At 52.4% G+C, this 19,246-nt stretch carries 19 protein-coding genes and 1 riboswitch; of the genes, 14 read left to right on the top strand and 5 right to left on the bottom strand.

Annotated elements, in window-relative coordinates; genetic code table 11:
• Positions 1-11: 11 nt before the first annotated feature.
• Positions 12-944, bottom strand: a complete 933-nt coding sequence (gene rbsK / locus NDK47_RS06810; RefSeq protein WP_251874104.1) for a ribokinase — start codon at positions 942-944, stop codon at positions 12-14.
• The gene (locus NDK47_RS06815) at positions 941-1,948 is read right to left on the bottom strand and encodes a LacI family DNA-binding transcriptional regulator (RefSeq protein WP_251874105.1); all 1,008 of its coding nucleotides are present in this window, start codon (positions 1,946-1,948) and stop codon (positions 941-943) included. Before NDK47_RS06815 ends, rbsK (NDK47_RS06810) begins: the two co-directional genes overlap by 4 nt.
• Before the next feature lie 354 nt (positions 1,949-2,302).
• Between NDK47_RS06815 and rbsK (NDK47_RS06820) the strand changes: the two genes are divergently transcribed.
• Positions 2,303-3,202 carry a ribokinase gene (gene rbsK / locus NDK47_RS06820; protein ID WP_251874106.1) on the top strand — a complete coding sequence of 300 codons (900 nt, stop codon included), beginning with the start codon at positions 2,303-2,305 and terminating at the stop codon, positions 3,200-3,202.
• An 11-nt stretch (positions 3,203-3,213) separates the two neighbouring features.
• Here rbsK (NDK47_RS06820) and NDK47_RS06825 read toward each other — a convergent pair whose 3' ends face one another.
• Positions 3,214-3,756 carry a PadR family transcriptional regulator gene (locus tag NDK47_RS06825; RefSeq protein WP_251874107.1) on the bottom strand — a complete coding sequence of 181 codons (543 nt, stop codon included), beginning with the start codon at positions 3,754-3,756 and terminating at the stop codon, positions 3,214-3,216.
• Between the two features lie 405 nt (positions 3,757-4,161).
• Here NDK47_RS06825 and NDK47_RS06830 point away from each other — a divergent pair, with 405 nt between their 5' ends.
• The 5 genes from NDK47_RS06830 (at position 4,162) to NDK47_RS06850 (ending at position 8,888) form a co-directional block, all read left to right on the top strand.
• Positions 4,162-5,145 carry an ABC transporter ATP-binding protein gene (locus NDK47_RS06830; RefSeq protein ID WP_251874108.1) on the top strand — a complete coding sequence of 328 codons (984 nt, stop codon included), beginning with the start codon at positions 4,162-4,164 and terminating at the stop codon, positions 5,143-5,145.
• Positions 5,142-5,996 (top strand): ABC transporter permease, encoded by an 855-nt coding sequence (locus NDK47_RS06835; protein ID WP_251874109.1) that lies wholly within the window; start codon positions 5,142-5,144, stop codon positions 5,994-5,996. Before NDK47_RS06830 ends, NDK47_RS06835 begins: the two co-directional genes overlap by 4 nt.
• Positions 5,993-6,784, top strand: coding sequence for an ABC transporter permease (locus NDK47_RS06840; RefSeq protein ID WP_251874110.1), 792 nt, complete (start codon positions 5,993-5,995; stop codon positions 6,782-6,784). The genes NDK47_RS06835 and NDK47_RS06840 overlap by 4 nt, the downstream gene beginning before the upstream one ends.
• 44 nt (positions 6,785-6,828) lie before the next feature.
• Positions 6,829-7,881: an ABC transporter substrate-binding protein gene (locus tag NDK47_RS06845; RefSeq protein WP_251874111.1), complete on the top strand. Its 1,053-nt coding sequence runs from the start codon at positions 6,829-6,831 to the stop codon at positions 7,879-7,881.
• A gap of 176 nt (positions 7,882-8,057) precedes the next feature.
• Positions 8,058-8,888 carry an alpha/beta fold hydrolase gene (locus NDK47_RS06850; RefSeq protein ID WP_251874112.1) on the top strand — a complete coding sequence of 277 codons (831 nt, stop codon included), beginning with the start codon at positions 8,058-8,060 and terminating at the stop codon, positions 8,886-8,888.
• Between the two features lie 105 nt (positions 8,889-8,993).
• On the opposite strand, the gene NDK47_RS06855 is transcribed toward NDK47_RS06850, so the two are convergent.
• A complete protein-coding gene (locus NDK47_RS06855; RefSeq protein WP_251874113.1) occupies positions 8,994-9,887 on the bottom strand; it encodes a LysR family transcriptional regulator in 894 nt (297 codons plus the stop codon).
• 186 nt (positions 9,888-10,073) lie between these two features.
• On the opposite strand from NDK47_RS06855, the gene dat reads away from it, so the two are divergent.
• The 8 genes from dat to NDK47_RS06895 all read left to right on the top strand — a co-directional run bounded on the left by dat (position 10,074) and on the right by NDK47_RS06895 (position 18,643).
• On the top strand, positions 10,074-10,952 hold the full coding sequence (gene dat / locus NDK47_RS06860) for a D-amino-acid transaminase (protein WP_251874114.1): 879 nt from the start codon (positions 10,074-10,076) through the stop codon (positions 10,950-10,952).
• 34 nt (positions 10,953-10,986) lie between these two features.
• On the top strand, positions 10,987-11,925 hold the full coding sequence (locus tag NDK47_RS06865) for a dipeptidase (RefSeq protein WP_251874115.1): 939 nt from the start codon (positions 10,987-10,989) through the stop codon (positions 11,923-11,925).
• 51 nt (positions 11,926-11,976) lie between these two features.
• A complete protein-coding gene (locus NDK47_RS06870; protein WP_407653388.1) occupies positions 11,977-13,047 on the top strand; it encodes a DmpA family aminopeptidase in 1,071 nt (356 codons plus the stop codon).
• A gap of 6 nt (positions 13,048-13,053) precedes the next feature.
• The gene (locus tag NDK47_RS06875; RefSeq protein ID WP_251876033.1) at positions 13,054-14,367 is read left to right on the top strand and encodes a serine hydrolase domain-containing protein; all 1,314 of its coding nucleotides are present in this window, start codon (positions 13,054-13,056) and stop codon (positions 14,365-14,367) included.
• Between the two features lie 240 nt (positions 14,368-14,607).
• On the top strand, positions 14,608-14,841 hold the full coding sequence (locus NDK47_RS06880) for a hypothetical protein (protein WP_251874117.1): 234 nt from the start codon (positions 14,608-14,610) through the stop codon (positions 14,839-14,841).
• A 278-nt stretch (positions 14,842-15,119) separates the two neighbouring features.
• Positions 15,120-16,178 (top strand): ribosome small subunit-dependent GTPase A, encoded by a 1,059-nt coding sequence (gene rsgA, locus NDK47_RS06885; RefSeq protein ID WP_251876035.1) that lies wholly within the window; start codon positions 15,120-15,122, stop codon positions 16,176-16,178.
• Positions 16,179-16,402: 224 nt separating this feature from the next.
• Positions 16,403-16,503, top strand: a riboswitch (purine riboswitch).
• Positions 16,504-16,701: 198 nt separating this feature from the next.
• Positions 16,702-17,292 (top strand): xanthine phosphoribosyltransferase, encoded by a 591-nt coding sequence (locus tag NDK47_RS06890; protein ID WP_251874118.1) that lies wholly within the window; start codon positions 16,702-16,704, stop codon positions 17,290-17,292.
• Between the two features lie 43 nt (positions 17,293-17,335).
• A complete protein-coding gene (locus tag NDK47_RS06895) occupies positions 17,336-18,643 on the top strand; it encodes a nucleobase:cation symporter-2 family protein (protein ID WP_251874119.1) in 1,308 nt (435 codons plus the stop codon).
• Between the two features lie 134 nt (positions 18,644-18,777).
• Here the strand turns inward: NDK47_RS06895 and fosB are convergent, their stop codons facing one another.
• Positions 18,778-19,203 (bottom strand): metallothiol transferase FosB, encoded by a 426-nt coding sequence (gene fosB / locus NDK47_RS06900; protein WP_407653389.1) that lies wholly within the window; start codon positions 19,201-19,203, stop codon positions 18,778-18,780.
• Between the last annotated feature and the right edge of the window lie 43 nt (positions 19,204-19,246).

The following is a 19,246-nucleotide window of genomic DNA, read 5'->3' on the forward strand; positions in this document are numbered from 1 at the left end:
ACCACAGTGAGTTATTCCGGCTGCATCAGCTTGAGAGCGAATGCTTTCACTTCGTCGAGTGTGGGCATTCCTGCTTGTGCACCGAAACGGGTGACGGCCAGGGCAGATACCTTGCCGGCAAAGCGGACTGCTTGATCCAGTCCATATCCGATCGATAACGCGTAACCAAGTCCGCCGTTGAAGGCGTCCCCGGCTCCGGTTGTATCGACCACAGGTACGTGATGGGCAGGGATCGCTATGAGTTCCTTGCCTTTCTCCTTGTAAACGGACCCGGCAGAGCCAAGCGTGGTGACCACGCAGCGAGGGCCCATCTCAAGGAGAGCATCTATGGCTTTTTCCAGACCGTCTCCATACGGATCGATACCGGTGAGCAAATACAGCTCGGAGCGGTTTGGTGTCATAAAGTCAACGGAGTGGAGAAGAGCGTCGGGAAGCTTTTGCGCCGGAGCAGGATTCAATATCACTGTTTTTCCGTGCCGCTTGGCCATTTCCGCTGCGGCGACCACGGTCTCCATTGGAATTTCCAACTGGAGTAGGACGATATCAGCGGCGGCGATCGTTTCTTCCAAAGCTTCAATGTTTTCCGGCAGGCAAAGTGCATTGGCTCCGGGAACGACGACAATGTGATTGTCTTCGTGGGCGATCATGATCGAAGCAAGACCAGTAGGCTCTTCCGCTGTCTGGGTCACACGCTTGGTGATGACTTGATTGGCTGCCAGTGACTGGATCAACGCTCCGCCAAATGCATCATCTCCTACCATCCCGACCATATGGGTGCGTGCACCCAGCCTGGCTGCGGCTACAGCCTGATTGCCACCTTTGCCGCCGGGAATGAAGTGGGCCTTGGTGCCTGAAATCGTCTCGCCCACTTGTGGAAAACGGGGCGCTTCCACGACGATGTCCATGTTCAGACTCCCGATGACCACGATGTTTGACTGTCTCATGGTGTTTTCATGTCCTTTCTCGAAGAGCCTCTTGCGATCAATTCCACATCGAATTCATAGATTTGATTGTCAACAGCCACTCCCTCGATTTTTTTGACTAAGAGACGGGTTGAGAGGGCACCAATGTCATAAATGGGTTGAGCAATGGTGGTCAATTCCGGCTCGGTGATGACTGTCAGTTCGATTCCGTCAAAACCGCACAGGGCAACTTGATCAGGGACGGACAAGCCCATTTGCTTCAATTTTTTCATCGCACCCAAGGCCATCAGGTCATTTCCGGCAAAAATACCATCCACATCAGGGTGGCGCGCCATCAACTCCTCAACAGCGTCCATCCCGCCATTGATACGAAAATGACCCGGCACCATCAGGCTGGGCGAAAACCAATCAAAATGGCGGACAGAATCTTCGTAGCCGAGCATCCTTTCTTTGCCAGTGGCGGTATCCTGCGGACCGTAGATGTGGGCAATTTTCTTGCATCCAGCGTCCAGCAGATGACGGACAGCCAGTTTGGCCCCTTCATAGTTTTTGGAACGCACCACGTAGCAGGAGGCTTCGGCGGGAGCGCGATCAAGGATCACGAGTGGAATGCCGGCATCGTTCATGGCACTGATATCTGCTGCCTGCAACGAATGAGTGGCAAACAAGATCCCGTCGACATACCGTTTTTTCAGTACGTTGATATAGGTTTGCTCTTTGTCCGATTCGTTGTCGGAATTACAGATGAGCACTGTGTACCCGTAGGTACGGGCTACATCTTCAACGGCGCGGGCCAGCTCGGCAAAAAACGGGTTGGAGATATCGGGCATAATCAGCGCGATGGTCTCTGTTTTTTTACTGGCCAATCCTCTCGCCACTTTATTTGGTTCATAGTTCAGCATTTTGATGGCCTGCTGTACAGACTGTTCCGTTTCCTTGTTGACATAGCCGCTCTTGTTGATGACACGGGAGACAGTTGCTACCGAAACACCGGCGAGCTTAGCCACGTCTCTAATCGTTGCCAATCAGCACCACCCTTTTGGTAATCGGCATCATCAGCACTCGTGAAAACGAGTATGTAATAAACCGATTACATGTTAATAAATCTTGGAAAAAGCCTTGCATATCAATGGTTTGTAATGACTTTTAATTTTCGATGTGTAACCGGTTACACATTGGATAGGTCTAATAGTAAAGGATCAGTAATAATTTTGTCAAACCTAAGATTCTGAATCTTTGCGTACAGGTAAAAAGAAGCCTTGGAAAAAGCGAACAAGAAGGAAAAGAGAAGAAAAAACAGGCTCAACCGGAGGAAACCGGGGGAGCAGAGGCGAATTCGGAGATACATAATATGGTTGAAAAAGTGGAGGAAATCATAGATGAACATACTGGTGGTTGGAAGTCTCAATATGGATCTGGTGTCGCATGTTCCCCATTTGCCGAAAGCGGGGGAGACGATAACCAGCACCTCGTTTCAGACGATACCGGGAGGAAAGGGAGCGAATCAGGCGGTTGCCGCCGCACGTCTTGGTGCAAAGGTTCAGATGATCGGCAAGGTCGGCCGTGATGCCTATGGAGAGATTCTGCTTGAGCGCATGGCCGCAGCTGGGGTAGATACGACGGGAATCGGACAAGAGGATACCACTGGCATGGCGCTGATTCAGGTGAGCGATAGCGGGGAGAATCATATCGTCCTCGTACCTGGTGCCAATCAGCGTGTACATACAGGGGACGTGGATCGCTATCAGGAGATGCTGGAGGCATGTGATATTTTGCTGGCGCAATTGGAGATTCCTTTGGAGGTCGTCGAATACGCCGTCAAATGTGCGCACCAAAAAGGAAAAACCGTCGTGCTGAATCCTGCGCCGGCACAGAAGCTCTCGGCGGACATCCTACAGCATGTGGACACCCTGACACCCAATGAAACGGAATTAGAAATCCTGACAGGAATGCCGGTAGAGACGCTGCCGCAGATAGAAGCAGCAGTACAGGCGTTGTTGGTTCAGGGCCCGCGATGCATCATCGTGACAATGGGAGAAAAGGGCGCCCTCGTCGTTCATGGCGGGGGAGTCATGCATCTTCCTGCTTATGAGGTGCAGGCGGTGGATACCACGGCAGCAGGAGATGCGTTTACTGCCGCTTACGCAGTTGCCAGGGGCAGGGGCAAGACGGACGAAGCAGCGGCCCGCTTTGCCAGCAAGGTGGCAGCGATTGTGGTAACAAGGCATGGCGCACAGCCGTCGCTCCCGACGATGGAAGAGGTAGAGGCGGCATTATAATCCTCAGGTGATCATGCCTTTTTGTCGATCAGCTCGATTACCCAGCGGCACCAGTTTAATTCCTCGCGGATACTGCGGAGCCCCCTACTTAAGAGGATGTACTCGCCAAAATTCGGGGTGCTCGGATCTTCAGGTGTGCCGTCACATGCTTGCTCCAGCTCTGCGAGAAACGACTCAAACATATTGAGATGCTCCAGGTAACGAGCCTCCCTTTCTTCAAAAAGCTTGCGGGCAGTAGAACGATCCGTCAGCCACAAGCAATAGGCTTTCAGGGACAGCTCATCTCGAAAAACAGGATCACTGGTAGGGCGGTCCAGCCATTCGCGAAGCGTCGATCGTCCCTTCTCTGTAATGGAATATACTTTCTTGTCGGGTCGATCCGTCTGCTGCACGCGGGTAAAGTCGAGATAGCCGTCCTGCTCCAGTTTGGCCAAAAGTGGATAGATTTGACTGTGCTTGGCTTGCCAAAACGGCTGCAACTGAAGCATGAGGTCGTAACCGGAACTGGGCATTCGCGCGACCAGGCCCAGTAATCCATACGCCAACGTATTCAAATGTGGACCCTCCTGTCGAGTAGTGATGGCACCCGCGTTGTAAAAGCAAAGCACCTGGCATGAGAGCAAAAAAGGGGTTCAACCACTGTTTTCCCTGTTTCACTCCTATATATGCATGGTGGTAATACTGGCTTTGCCTTGGGCGATCAGCACTCTCCATAACCGGGCGTTTCGCTTTGAAAATGACCGCCTGCTGATGCAATCCGATTTCCAGCCCTGCCCAGCACCGTTCCTGTCTTTGAGTGACTCTGGAAAAGGCAGGAAAATCTCTGGAAAGGATCGCTTGTCCCCCGTCGATAAAAAAAGATTTCCACATCGTTCGAAACTGTTTACAAAACGGTTTAGACACGATATATTAACCTAGATTGGTATGAGTAAATTGACATATAGTGAGAAGATGACGCAATGAAAACGATGATAAATCTGGAGTCAATTGAAAAGCACTTTTCCGGTTCTGTCGTGGTTCCGCCACTCTCCCTTTCCATCCAGGAAGGGGAATTTCTAACGCTTTTGGGGCCGAGTGGCTGCGGGAAGACTACGCTTCTGCGCATGATCGCCGGTTTTGAGGAGCCAACCTCCGGTGAGATTTATCTGGATGGCAAAGCGCTGACCGGAATCCCGCCATACCAACGCGATATGAACATGGTGTTCCAGCAATACGCTCTGTTTCCGCACATGACTGTCGAACAGAATATCTTGTTCGGATTAAAGATGAAAAAGGTAGATGGGGCCGAGCAAAAAAGGCGCCTGGAGGAAGTGTTGGGCTATACGCAGCTTTCGGAGCTTCGCAAGCGCACGCCGAAGCAGCTCTCCGGTGGCCAACAGCAACGTGTAGCCATCGCTCGGGCGATCGTGAACAATCCCAAGGTTCTTCTGCTTGACGAACCGCTGGGAGCGCTTGATTACCAACTGCGTAAAAGCTTGCAGCTTGAATTGAAAAACCTGCAGAAAAATCTAGGCATTACGTTTATTTATGTGACGCATGACCAAGAAGAAGCGATGGCCATGTCTGATCGAATCGCTGTCATGAACAAAGGGCGGATTGAGCAAATCGCGTCGCCTGATGAGATTTACAACCATCCGAAGACGCTGTTTGTCGCAACGTTTATTGGTGAGAACAACATTTTCCAGAGCGGCGACACCAGCTTCGCTGTCAGGCCGGAAAAGGTCAAGCTGTACCAAACAGATAGCCAGCCGGACATGCATCGCAAAAACGGCCGGATCACCGATATCGTCTTTTTGGGCAACATGCGGAAGCTGTTTGTTCGCTTGGAGGGTGAGGATCTCTCCGTTTTGGCTCATGAGTACGCTACGGAAAGCCGAGGCTGGCAAACAGGGGACCAGGTGGCGCTCGGCTGGTCGCAGGCAGACGAGGTGATGCTCACTTGAAAAATGGAAAACAGTTGAGAATCATGGCGCTGCCGGCTCTTGTTTGGCTGGGGGCGCTCTTTCTCTTGCCGATGCTGATGATCGTCGCGCTTTCGTTTATGCAGCGGGGCACATATGGACAGATCGTCTATCAGTTTACGCTGAAAAACTATGCGCGAATCATCGACCCGCTGTATGTGCAGATCTTTTTTGACACCTTCTTCGTGGCGGTGCTGACAACGGTGATCTCCCTCGTTTGCGCCTATCCATTGGCATACTATATCTCCCGGATGCAGCGTTCCGCTCAGCAAATCTGGCTGCTGCTCGTCATGATTCCTTTTTGGATCAACTTTTTGGTGCGCTCTTATGCATGGGTCATTATTTTGCGGTCCCAAGGAGTAATCAACTCATTTTTGCTCTCCATCGGCGTGATTCAGGAGCCTCTTCCGCTCCTCTACAATTTTGGCTCCGTTATGGTGGGGATGGTTTACACGCTGTTGCCGTTCATGGTCTTGCCCATCTATGTATCGCTGGAGCAGATGGATCGCCGCAAGCTGGAGGCAGCTTACGATTTGGGCGCGACGCCGTGGAAAGCTTTTTGGCATGTGACGCTGCCTTTGACCAAATCCGGGGTAATGACGGGGTCGATTCTCGTCTTCGTTTCGTCCATTGGCATGTTCGTCGTACCGGATGTCATGGGGGGCGCCAAGTCCGCTCTGATGGGCAATGTCATTCAAAACCAGTTCCTGTCGGCGCGTGACTGGCCGTTTGGATCAGCCCTGTCGATTGTACTGATGCTGTTGTCCATGCTATTGATTTTCCTCTACTACCGGGCCTCCCAGGCTCGTGAGGCGAAGGAGGGGACAGCATGAAAGCACTGCGTCATCGGACATTGTCCGGCTATTCCTGGCTGATGCTCGTCTTTTTGTATTTGCCGATTGCCGTTTTGATGCTGTATTCCTTTAACGAGTCGAGAATCAATGCTGTCTGGTCCGGCTTCACATGGAAATGGTATCTCTCTTTGTTTGACAACAGACAGGTGATGAATGCCTTGTGGAACAGTCTCAGCATCGCCTTGGTCAGCAGTGTGATTGCGACAGTACTGGGCACGGCTGCATCGCTTGCGATGAAGCATTACACCCAGAGATGGAGAACGCTGTTCAACGGGCTGACCTACCTGCCCATCGTCATTCCCGAAATCATGATGGGGCTTTCGCTGCTGGTCTTGTTCAGCCAGATGCACATCGAGCTGGGCAAAATGACGCTCGTAATGGCTCATGTGACCTTCAGCCTGCCGTTTGTCATGGTCATCATCAATACGCGGCTGGCCGATATGGGCAAGGATCTGGAGGAAGCGGCACAGGATTTGGGCGCTACCGCGTGGGAAACCTTGCGCCATGTGACGCTGCCGTTGATCACACCCAGCATCATCGCCGGTTTTCTGATGTCGTTTACGTTGTCGCTCGACGACTTTATCATTTCTTTTTTTGTGGCGGGGCCCAATTCGACGACGTTGCCGCTGTACATTTACGGATTGGTGAAACGGGGTGTATCACCGGAGGTTAATGCTCTGTCGACACTCCTGATCGTCAGTACCGTCTTGCTCGTCATTATCGCCGAGCTGTTTCGCAGGAAAGATTCCAAATCGCTTACGATTTGAGTTTTCATTTATGCATTCATAAGACTGGAGGTAGAGAAGGAAAGATGAAAAAGTGGAAATCCCTGATGATTGGCGCATTGACTGCCGTACTTGCTGTATCTGCAGCGGGCTGCTCCTCCTCGGACAAAGAGGAGCAAGTATTGAACATTTACAGCTGGGCTGACAACTTCAACCCCGAGGTAATCAAAGACTTTGAACAGAAGTACAATGTCAAGGTGAACTATGATATGTACGGCAGCAATGAAGAGATGCTGGCCAAAATTCAGGCAGGGGCATCCGGCTACGACTTGATCCAGCCATCCGATTACATGGTGGCGACGATGATTGAGCTGGGCCTCTTGGAAGAGTTGAACAAAGCGAATATCCCGAACGAGAAAAATATCGTCTCAACCTTCAAGACGCCGCCGTTTGACCCGGACAACAAGCATTCCATCGTCTACACCTGGGGCATTACCGGGATTGCGTACAATAAAAAGTACATCAAGGGAGACATCACGAGCTGGCAGGATTTGTGGAACCCGGAGTACAAGGGACGCGTAATCATGCTCAACGACCCGCGCGAGGTCATGGGCGTAGGGCTGATCAAAAACGGTTTTTCCAACAGCACCAAAGATAAGGGCGAGCTGGAAAAAGCATTCGCTGACTTGAAAACGCTGCTGCCAAATGTGGTTGCTTTTGATACAGACAACATCAAGCAAAAGATGATCGCGGAAGAAGCCTGGATCGGTTCGGTCTGGTCCGGGGACGCGGCCATCATCAACGGAGAGAATCCGGATGTAGAATACGTTGTGCCAAAAGAAGGCGGCACCATCTGGGCAGACACCACGGCGATCCCCAAAGGAGCCAAACACAAGGAGTTGGCGGAGAAATTCATCAACTACCTGATGGAGCCGGAAGTAAGCGTGAAAAACTATGAGTGGATCGGATACAGCAATCCAAACGAAAAGGCGTACCCGCTGCACAGTGAAGAGTATCGTTCCAACAAGATGATCTTCCTGGACCAAGCAGATATCGACCGTGCCGAGTGGCTGGTTGACGTAGGGGAGACCTTGCAGGATTACGACCGCTTCTGGACTGAGCTGAAGAGCGGCCGTTAATCGCAGGTAGCGAATTTCAGAGCAAAGCAAAAAGAGGAACGTCCTGACAGGAAGAATGGCGCTGTCAGGACGTTTTTTTCGTGTATGGGAAACAAGATTGATTGTTCTAAAAATTTTCAAAAACGTCTGACGAGAGGGTTGGTAAGATGTGGTAGTCTGAAGAGGGGTGAGATAATATGGAAGCTTCCACTGAGAAAGTAACGGGCTTTGTCGAAAGGAATGGCACGTCTTTTTACTATGAGGCTTGCGGAAAGGGAGAGCCGCTTCTCTTGATCCACGGGATCAATCTCGATTCCCGCATGTGGCGAGAGCAAGTACCTGTCCTTTCCGAGAAGTATCGTGTGATCAGCTTTGATTTGCGAGGAATGGGACAAACCCCGATGACGGAGGAACCCTTTACGCTGTTCGGGGACACCCAGGCTGTGCTTCAGGAACTGGGGATTGAACAGGCACATGTGATTGGACTCTCGTTCGGAGGAATGGTGGCATTGGAATTTGCCGTGGCGCATCCGGAGATGGTCAAAAGTCTTGTGCTCGTATCCTCCGGTTTGCACGGCTATCCGAGAGCGGAGAGACGGGTAAAGGATTTTGCAAAATTCGTGGATCTCTATGAAAAAGGGTTGCGTGAAGAAACGGTTGAAATGGCGGCACGCATGTGGTTTGACGGCCCCGATCAGCCGGTCCGATCGGAAGTACAGAAAGCGCGGGAGCTCTTTGTCCAGATGACCGATCACGCTTATTCACTGCCGCCTCTCACCAAACAGCCCGCATGGCTTGCGCCTCCCCCGAGCGAAAGACTAGAAGAGATTCAAGCGCCTGCACTGATCATCGCCGGAGGCAAAGATTACGAGGATTTTCAAGGAATTGCTGACGTTTTGGCAGAGCGCATTCCCCATGCAGAGAAGGTACTGCTGGCCGATTCTGCCCATCTGCCACCCATGGACCAGCCCGACCAGTTCAATCGACTCGTACTGGATTTCATTGAGCGAACCCGACAGGAAAGGTAAGCGACCCCATCTGTTTTTGAGACAAGCAAATCCCCTTCCAATGAGGCAGAGCGCATGAGGCTCTGCAAAATGGGAAGGGGATTCTTTATTTACCCAAGAGGCTCGTCACGTCGTCACGCCCCGATGAGCGATGAGAAAGTCAATAAAGGTGTTCATGATGCCATTCATCGTAGCCTCCTGGTGATAGATCAACTCAAAATTGCGATTGATATGAGGGAGACTCAGGACTTCCACCTCCTTGAGCGCATGGGAAGCCACCTCCTCCTGAATCGAGAAGCGGGGGAGAAAAGCAATGCCCAGACGCTGCTTGACCATGCGTTTGACGACCTCGATATTATCCGCTTCCATCACCACGTTTTTCTCCAGCTGATAATGACTGAACGCGCTATGGATCAGTGTCCAATCCAATGATCCCCGGTTGAAAAGAATCAGCTTTTCCCGAGCCACGTCCTCCAATGTCACCTGCGTCCGGTTCTGAAACGGATGATCAGGATAAACGGCCAGGACCATCTCATCCGGCATCAGCTGTATCCGTTTGATTTGCGGATGATTCACGGCCCGGGCGATGCCAAACGAAACCTCGTGGTGCAGCACCATGTCCAGCACCTGATGGGAGTGTCCCGTAAAAATCGTCAGCTTGATCTTTGGATACAGTGTGGTGAATTTCTCCATCAGCTCCGGAAGGATGTAAAAAGCGGCCACAAACACGGCGGAAATGACCAATTCTCCTTCCAATAAACCGTGAGTCCGCTGAATGGCCAGCTGCCCGTCTTGCAGTGATTGCAGGACACGCTTGGCGTACGGCAAAAAGACATCGCCCTCCCGTGTCAGGGCGACTGTATTGCCTGTGCGTTGAAACAACTTGCAGCCAAGCTCGTTTTCCAGTGCTTTGATCCGCATGCTGACCGTAGGCTGGGAAAGGTACAAAAGATCCGCGGTCTTGCTGAAGCTGCCTGTCAACGCGACGAATATAAAGGCCTCGATCTGTTCCGCATTCATGTAAAATCTCTCCTGTTTCTCTCCATCACGTATTCGATTTGTTAATAACCAGTATGGCTTAATTCTATTGGATTGAAGCGAAAAAATACATTACTTTGGAAGGGAAAGCAGCCAAAAACCGACCGTCTGATGACAAAAATGTGACGGTTCACCAACTCACACCATCTCAAGAAGGGGAGAACAATCATGAGTGTTGCGTATTTCAATGGCCGTTTCGTCGATTCCCGTGACCCGGTGGTTCCGATCGATGAGAGAGGCCATCAATTTGGGGATGGCGTCTATGAGGTTATAAGAATTTATAATAACAAGCCTTTTATGCTGGAGGAGCATTTGGATCGGCTCTATATGAGCGCAGAAGCGATTGCCCTTCCTTTTCGGGAAGCGAGGGAGAGCTTCAAAGCGGTCATTTTCGAGCTGATCAGCAGGAGCAATCTGACCGATCTGGATGTGTACGTACAAATTACGCGAGGCATGGCAGCGCGCAACCATCTGTTTCCCGACTGTCCAGTCTCGATCTCGATGACAGCAAAGCCGTTTCGCAGCATCTCGGCTGAACTGCGGGAAAAAGGGGCAAAGACCATCTTGCATCCGGATGAGCGCTGGACCAACTGCTATATCAAATCACTCAATCTGCTGCCCAATATCCTGGCCAAGCAAAAAGCGCATGAGCAGGGATGTCTGGAAGCGATCCTGCATCGGGACGGAAAGATCACGGAAGGCACCAGCTCGAATGTTTTCGTGGTCAAGGGCGGCCGTGTCCAGACCACACCGCTTTCACGCCATATCCTGGCTGGCATCACGCGTATGGCGGTCCAAAGGGTAGCGGCTGAGCTTGGCGTCGATTTTCAGGAAAAATACGTCGACCTGCAGGAGTTGTACGAGGCCGATGAGCTGTTTATCACAAGCACGACCTCGGAAATCATGCCGGTGGTACAGGTGGACGGCAAAACAATCGGGATAGGGGAGCCGGGACCGGTCACCCGCTTGCTTCAGAAGCACTACAAAAAACGGACAGAAGGCGTCTCAGGCGAAACGAATCAGCCGGGCAATGAAGTGATTCAGTAGCGATGACGCAAGACTACGGGAGGAATAACGGATCATGCAAATCGTAGATTTTCACTGTGATGCGCTCTACAAGATGTGGAAAAGCAGCGAGCCCCTCACATACCGGACTGCACCTGAGCTGGAGACCAATCTGGAACGGCTCGTCTCAGGCAAGGTGAAGCTGCAATGCTTTGCCCTGTACGTTCCGCCGACGACGAAGCTGGAGCAGCAGTTTCAAGCCATTCTGGACCAGATCGATCTCTTTTATGAAGAGGTCTTGCGAAAAAATCCGGAACTCGTGCACATCCGGGATTGGGCCGATCTAAACATGCTTCGTGAGGGCCAAATCGGAGCGATGCTTACGCTGGAAGGCGTAGAAGCGATCGGCAATGATTTGCAAAAGCTGCGAATTCTCTATCAGCTGGGGGTCCGTTCCGTCGGCCTGACCTGGAATCATGCCAATCTGGCAGCAGATGGTGCCTGGGAGACGAGAAATGCCGGACTGACCGCATTTGGGAAAAGGATCGTCGAGCTTAACAACGAACACCACATTCTGACAGACGTCTCTCATCTGGGGGAGCGGAGCTTTTGGGATGTGCTGGAGCTGGCTGCCTATCCGATCGCCAGCCACTCCAACGCAAAAGCCATCTGTGATCACCCGCGCAATCTCTCAGATGAACAAGCCAAGGCGATGTTCGCCCGAGGCGGGATGATTCATGTAGTCTTCTGTCCGGCTTTTGTCAAAAAGGGAGGGAATGCGACCATCCAAGACCTGATTCGCCACATCGATCATTTTTGCGCGCTGGGCGGAGTGGGGCAAATTGGCCTGGGCTCCGACTTTGACGGGATTGTAAACTATGTGGAAGGTTTGGAGCACGCAGGGATGATGCAGGATTTGATCAATGAACTGTTGAAGCACTTCTCGGAGCGGGAAGTAAGAGGCTTTGCCAATGAGAACTTCCTCCGCAACCACCCAGGCTTGAAGGGAGACTGACGGTAGATATCGAGAGGATATTGCCGCAAGCCGGAAAGAGGAGAGAAGATGATGGGACGCAGAAAAGTTCGCGAATATGGGATCGAAATCGGAAAGCTTCCGATCGGGAGGAAAAACTGCATCACCGATGTGGAGGGCGTACGGGTCGGACATGTCACCCTGGATTATCCGCTGGACGCGGCGGAGGGTGAGTATGTGTGTACGGGCGTGACGGCCATTTTACCGCATGGAGGCAGTCTTTTTCGGGAAAAGGTGACCGCTGCCAGCTATGTGTTCAACGGATTTGGCAAAACGGCCGGACTGGTCCAAATCAACGAGCTGGGCACGCTGGAAGCGCCGATCATGCTGACAAACACCTTTTCCGTGCCGGCTGTGGCCCAAGGGACACTTCGCTACATGCTGGAGCAAAACAGCGAGATAGGCGACACCACAGGTACGATCAATATCGTCGTCGGAGAGTGCAATGACGGTCATTTAAATTCGATCCGCGCTTGTGCTGTGCAGCCTGAGCATGCCATAGAAGCGATTGCTCGAGCGACGACAGAGCCAGCAGAGGAGGGGGCTGTCGGAGCAGGAAAAGGGATGGTTTGCTTTGGATACAAAGGCGGGATCGGCAGTTCCTCCCGCCTGGTCGAAACGAAGGAAGCAACGTACACTGTAGGCGTACTTGTCCAAAGCAATTTTGGAAAAAAAGAAGATTTCCTGTTCGAAAAGTACCGCTCACGCCGTCAAGATCTGCCTGCAGCGCTGGACAATCCGCCAGACGGTTCGATCATCATTGTGCTGGCAACAGATGCGCCGCTCAGTGACCGTCAACTGCTTCGTGTCGCCAAACGCACCGGGATTGGACTGGGGAGAACGGGAAGCCACTACAGCCACGGCAGCGGTGATATCGTCATTGCATTTTCGACCGCGCATAAAATCCCCCATCATTCCGAAAAAATGACGGAGACGAGAGTCCAACTGCGCGAGGATCACCCGGTCATGAACCAGCTTTTCGCCGCGGCGAGTGAGGCTGCTGAAGAAGCGATTCTCAACTCCCTTTCGCAGGCGGTCACGACGACCGGAAGGCAGGGGCGGACGATTTCTGCCTTCCCGTTTGAGCCGGGGGAGGGGACGTAAGTGAGCATGGATCAGTGGGGACGTTTTGAAGAGTATGTGGGCCGGTTGATGGAACAGGAACAGATTGCCGGTGCAGCCGTGGCGGTGTCCCGGCATGGCGAATTGCTGTATGAAAAAGGGTTTGGTTTGCGCGATCTGGAGACGAAAGAGCCGGTTAGCCCCGACACCGTGTTTGGCATTGCGTCGATCACCAAGTCCTTTACCGCACTGGCCATCATGCAGCTCGAAGAGGCGGGAGTGCTGTCTGTCGATGATCCGGTTACGGACTATTTGCCGGAGTTTTCTCTGGCTGCGCTGCAGGACCCGTCGCGTGTCCGGATTCGTCATTTGCTCAGTCACACAACCGGTCTGGCACCGATTTTTCGCCGTGAGGAACTGTGCAAGCTGAATGACCACCTCTCCTATGTTGCCGAGGAAGAGCATCTATGCTTGGGAGAGCCGGGGGAGTATTTCAGCTACTGCAACGACACCTTTTTGCTTTTGGGACTGATCGTGGAGAGAGTCACCGGAAAACTGTTCCGCCGCCATATGACCAGTGAATTGCTCGATCGGTTGGAGATGAACCGTTCTACCTTCAGTTTGGAGGAAGTGGCCCGGCTTTCTGATGTTTCCGTGCCCTACGTGAAAAAAGCAGGCGGCGGATGGGAAAAGGTGGCCTGGCCCGTGCTTGGCAACTATGAGGTAGGCGGCGGCATCCGCTCCAATGTCAGAGATTTGCTGACGTACGGAGAGCTTTATGTCAACGGCGGGAGCTGCCGGGGGAGCCGTCTCGTGCGTCCAGAAACGCTTGCGAGGATGTGGCAGCCTGTGCATCAAATCGGCAGGAAAACGTCCTACGGCTATGCGCTTACGACCACGCGTGATTATGTGGGACGGACACTCGTCGAACACGGGGGCGGGCAGCCAGGCGTATCGTCACACTTCGGATTTGTGCCTGAGGAAGGTCTTGTCGCGGTCGTCTTGACCAATGTCGCCAATGTCCCTGTGCGAAATATTTGGCTGGCAGCGATTCATCAGGTGCTGGGGCTGCCGCCGGAGCATCGGGAGAAGGAGCCCCGTTATCCCGCAACCAGCGAGGAGCTGTCGCGCTTCGTAGGGACCTACACCTCTGCGGAAGGCGGACACTTACGGATTTATCTGGAGGAGGGGGCCCCTGTAGCAGAGATAGAAGGTCAGCCGGTTTCGCTGCGGGCCAGTGATCCCCGCACGCTGGTCATGGAGCCCATGGAGCTTCCGCTTCCGTTTTTCTGGAAGACGGGGGAGAAAGCTTGGGCAGTCCGCTTTGGCTCCCGGATGCTGACAAGAGCATCCGAGAAATAGCGATACCATTACGAAAGCTATCCAGAGGGATGGCTTTTACTTTTTTGCTGCTTCATACAGGAAGGAACGGCCCAGCTCCCAGAAGCGTGCATCATAGACCGCGAGCTGGTCCGGGGAGTCCTCCACGACAATGATCGGCGCCTATTGCACCAAGGTTTTGAGAGGGTCTTTCAACCCGAGAAAATCCCCCGTGTTATAATAGGGGGGAAGGAAAGAAATAACAGGTCGAGGTGAAACTGGATGGGAATCTTCATTGGTGTATTGATCGCCTTTGTGCTGTTGATCATGTTCATTTCGCAGGCATCAAAGAAAGAAGGGCGGGGAAGACAGCATTCCTCGAGTGCAGATGGTTCAGCCGGATCCGGGTATTACCACCATGATGACAACCATAAGCATCATGACTCGGGCAGCTTCTGGGGAGATGGAGGTTCCGGTGATGGCGGCGGTGGAGACGGCGGCGGCGGGAGCGATTGATTGGTTCAAAAATTGAGAACGCTGTTGGTAGACGTATGCGAACCGTGATACAATATCAGGGAAAGAAAGTCGTACAGATCGGTGAACCGGTCTGAAAGGAGAGATGTTATATGGTATGCATGATGATTGTTGAGAAGAGAGATGCAGTTGGGGTCACAGGAGTCCTCCTTTCAGTCGGGCAGTAACCGCTCTTTTTGTGAGGATTTCCTGTGACGGTTTTGTGAGGAAGCAAGACGAAACCGATAAGCAGGAGGAATCCACACGTGAACCAATTTTTGATGTCTTTGGGCTGGGATGATTTTTTCGCCAGCCATGCTAATACTTTTCTGGAACAGGGATATGAAGTAGGGCGCATTGCCCTGGAACATAAACGGATATATCGCATCTTGACCACGCATGGCGAACTGCTGGGCGAGGTCACGGGAAAGCTTCGTTATGAGGCGGCAGGCAGAGAGGACTACCCGGCGGTAGGCGACTGGGTCGTGATCAGTCCCCGGCCGGAGGAGAAAAAAGCGTCCATTCACGCGATTTTGCCGAGGCGAAGCAAGTTTTCCAGGAAGGCAGCAGGTGTCAGCGTAGAGGAGCAGATTGTGGCGACCAACGTAGACACGGTTTTCCTGGTGAATGCACTGAATAACGACTTTAATTTGCGCCGTTTGGAGCGCTATCTGATCCTGGCTTGGGAGAGCGGTGCCAATCCGGTCATCGTGCTGAGCAAAGCGGATCTTTGTGATGATTTGGAGGCAAAGCTCGCTGAGGTGGAGGCCGTCGCCGTCGGGGTACCGGTGCACGCGATCAGCTCTGAGTTGGGGATGGGATTGGACGCATTACAGCCCTATTTGGGGTCGGGAAAAACAGTCGCTTTGCTCGGCTCATCTGGAGTCGGCAAATCAACATTGATCAACTCTCTGTCCGGACAGACGCGGCAATTGGTCCAAGACGTCCGTGAGGGAGATGACCGCGGCCGCCATACCACCACTCATCGGGAGCTGTTCCAGCTGCCTGGAGGCGGACTGATGATTGACACGCCGGGGATGCGGGAGCTGCAGCTCTGGGACGCAGAAGAAGGCATTCGCGATGCCTTTGACGACGTGGAAAAACTTGCCGCCCAGTGCCGTTTCTATGACTGTCAGCACGCCAAGGAACCTGGCTGTGCCGTTCGCCAGGCGATTGAGGACGGCAGGCTGGAGCAAGCCCGCTTTGACAGCTATCGGAAGCTCCAGCGCGAATTGGCCCATCTGGCTCGCAAAGAGGATGCCAGACTGCGGTCCGCCGAAAAAGACAAATGGAAAAAGATCACCATGGGGATGCGAAATTCGGGGAAACCCAAGCGGTAATGGCTGTCAGCACGCGGAGGCGAACAGCAGCAGTTGTCAGTATGATTTCCCCTGATCGAGATGAGAAGGTAAGAATACGAGTATGCAAGAAGGACCCTTAACCAGAGGAAAAGGGTCCTTTTTCCATGAGTACAGCCTCTTTTCAGGCAACGGGGCGGTTTCTCCCCGATTCCAAAAAATACGCTTGCCCCTTTTGCCGCTCGTGTGGTAGATTTGTCTTTATCAATCAAACAAAGCTGAAACCTCGTATAATTTTGGGAATTGGCCCATGAGTTTCTACCGGGTGACCGTAAATCGCCTGACTACGAGTGAACAAGCACCCAGGACCGATTGTCTTTCCGCCACCTTTTGTGCTGCGGAAGCTGTTTCCTGTTGTTGCTTGCACATTTTGTGACTGCCTGCCGGAATAGCCCAGTGGGACAGGTTCACTTGGAGTTGGTGTCGATCAACCTGCCAGGTGAACTGTCTCTACTGGGCTTTCTTTAATCAAATCATGATGGATTCGTGAACAGGAGGAAATAGTGTGAAGGAATTGCAAGAGCGCATTATCCGGGACGGACGAGCGTTGTCGGAAACTGTTTTGAAGGTGGATGCTTTTCTGAATCATCAGGTGGACGCGGAGCTTACCATGAAAATTGGACAGGCATTTGCCGATCTCTTCCGTTCGGAAGGAGTGACCAAAGTTCTGACGGTTGAGGCCAGCGGGATTCACTTTGCTCTTGCAACGGCGTATGCCTTGGGAGTTCCTTTTGTTTACGCGAAAAAGAAAAAAGCCGTAACCCTCTCCGACGATGTTTTCTCGGCGCCTGTCTATTCGTTTACCCGTCAGGAACACTACCAAATCAGTATCGCCAAGCAATACCTGAGCAGCCAGGAGCGCGTGCTGATCGTCGATGATTTCCTCGCGACAGGGGCTGCGCTGGTGGGCCTTACCCAGATTGTAAAAGACGCCGGAGCGCATCTGGTCGGCGTAGGTGCAGTCGTAGAAAAAAGCTTTCAGGAAGGGCGGGGCTTGCTGGAGGAAGCAGGTGTTCGTGTAGAATCTTTGGCCCGCATTGCCTCCATGAAACCAGGAGAGATTCAATTTGTGGAGTCCTCTCCCGTTCATTCCTAGCATCATCGATCCCGATATTTGACAAAGGAGAGGAAAAACGTCCATGTTGTCCAAACAAAAAACGCTGACGTTGGGCATGCAGCATGTGCTGGCCATGTATGCCGGAGCGGTTATCGTTCCGCTGATTATCGGGGATGCGCTGAATCTGACGCCGGCCCAGATCGCCTACCTGATCGCTGCTGACCTGTTTACCAGCGGGATTGCCACCCTGCTTCAAGTGATCGGAACGCGCTATACCGGTATCAAGCTGCCCGTGGTTCTCGGGTGTACGTTTACGGCGGTTGGTCCGATTATTGCCATCGCCTCGTCGAGCAATCTGGCCACAGCCTATGGCGCGATTATCATCTCCGGGATCTTCGTGGTTCTGGCGGCTCCGCTTTTCGGAAAGCTGCTGCGCTTTTTCCCGACAGTCGTTCAGGGTTCTGTCGTGACGATTATCGGGTTGTCCCTGATTCCGGTCGCCATGAATAATGCAGCCGGAGGAGCGGGCAGTGCCGATTTTGGAAATCCCCGAAACCTATTGCTCGCACTGGGTACATTGGCCGTCATTCTTTTGATTAATCGACTGTTTTCTGGTTTCGTGCGTGCGATTTCCGTTTTGCTGGGATTGGCTGCAGGGACGCTGGTCGCCTACGTTATGGGAATGGTCAGCTTTGAAAATGTGGCGACTGCTTCCTGGGTAAACATCGTGCAACCGTTTTACTTTGGTGTACCGGAGTTTAATATCATTGCCATAGCCACGATGATTATCGTCAACATCATCAGCATGGCAGAGTCAACCGGTGTATACTTTGCCCTCGGCAAAGTGACAGAGACGCAGGTGACCAAGCAGGATGTCGTCAAAGGGCTCCGCGGTGAAGGCGTGGCGATTTTCCTCGGTGGTATTTTCAACGCATTCCCGTATACGGCCTTTTCGCAAAATGTGGGCTTGGTTTCCTTGACAGGCATCAAGAGCCGTCATGCCATGATTGGTGCAGGCGGCATTCTCGTGATTCTCGGACTTTTGCCAAAGCTGGCTGCATTGACGACGATCATCCCGAATCCGGTGCTGGGTGGGGCGATGATCGCGATGTTTGGAATGGTCGTGGCCTCGGGCATCAATATTTTATCCCGTGTTGACCTGCGCCAAAATGAGAATCTGCTGATCGCTGCATGCAGCATTGCAGTCGGACTCGGTTCTGCAGCGGTACCAGCGATGTTTGATCAATTGCCCGATATGCTGAAAATGCTGATGCAAAACGGGATCGTTACAGGTTCTCTGACGGCCGTTTTGCTTAATATCCTGCTGCTTCACACAAAAAAGGACAACGGTCAAGTAACTGCGGCAACTCCAGCAGTATCAGAGGGATAAACGATACAAGTGTTAATCAGACAGAAACAGGGTGTTCCCATTGCCTCAGCAGGCGAGGGGACACCCTGTTTTCTCTTCATGCATGAAATCTTCTCATGACAACCGTGTGGTAGTTCAATGATCATAACAGCTTTCTATTCAAAAAAGCGCATATGAGGCTTGGTATCCCGATAGTAGGCGAGACGGTCCTTAAGTGTGCCGGTATGCAGCTCAAATTTGTGCCCGTCGGGGTCTGTAAAGTAAAGGGAAAGCTTGTCACGCTCATCTCTCTCACGTCCGGGCAGGATCGTGGCCCCGGCTTGGATCAGATGCTGCTTCCACTCTTCAAATTGCTGCTCAGCTACGGAAAAGGCGAGATGTGTGTAGGAGTGATGGATCTCGTTGCGAGGGATGTCTGTCTCTTCATTAAGTGCCAGCCAAAGGCCGCCAAGGTCAAAGTAGGCCAGCTTCCGTCCGCGGACCAGCAGCTTTGCCCTTAAAACATCCTGATAAAAGCGGATGGACTGATCCAGGTTGGAAACCGAAAATAAGAGATGATTAATGCCATTAAGCTGCAGCATAAGCGCTCCACCCTCCAGCAACTGTTTTTATTATTGTAGCTGG

This window comes from Brevibacillus ruminantium, assembly GCF_023746555.1.
GTDB lineage: Bacteria > Bacillota > Bacilli > Brevibacillales > Brevibacillaceae > Brevibacillus > Brevibacillus ruminantium.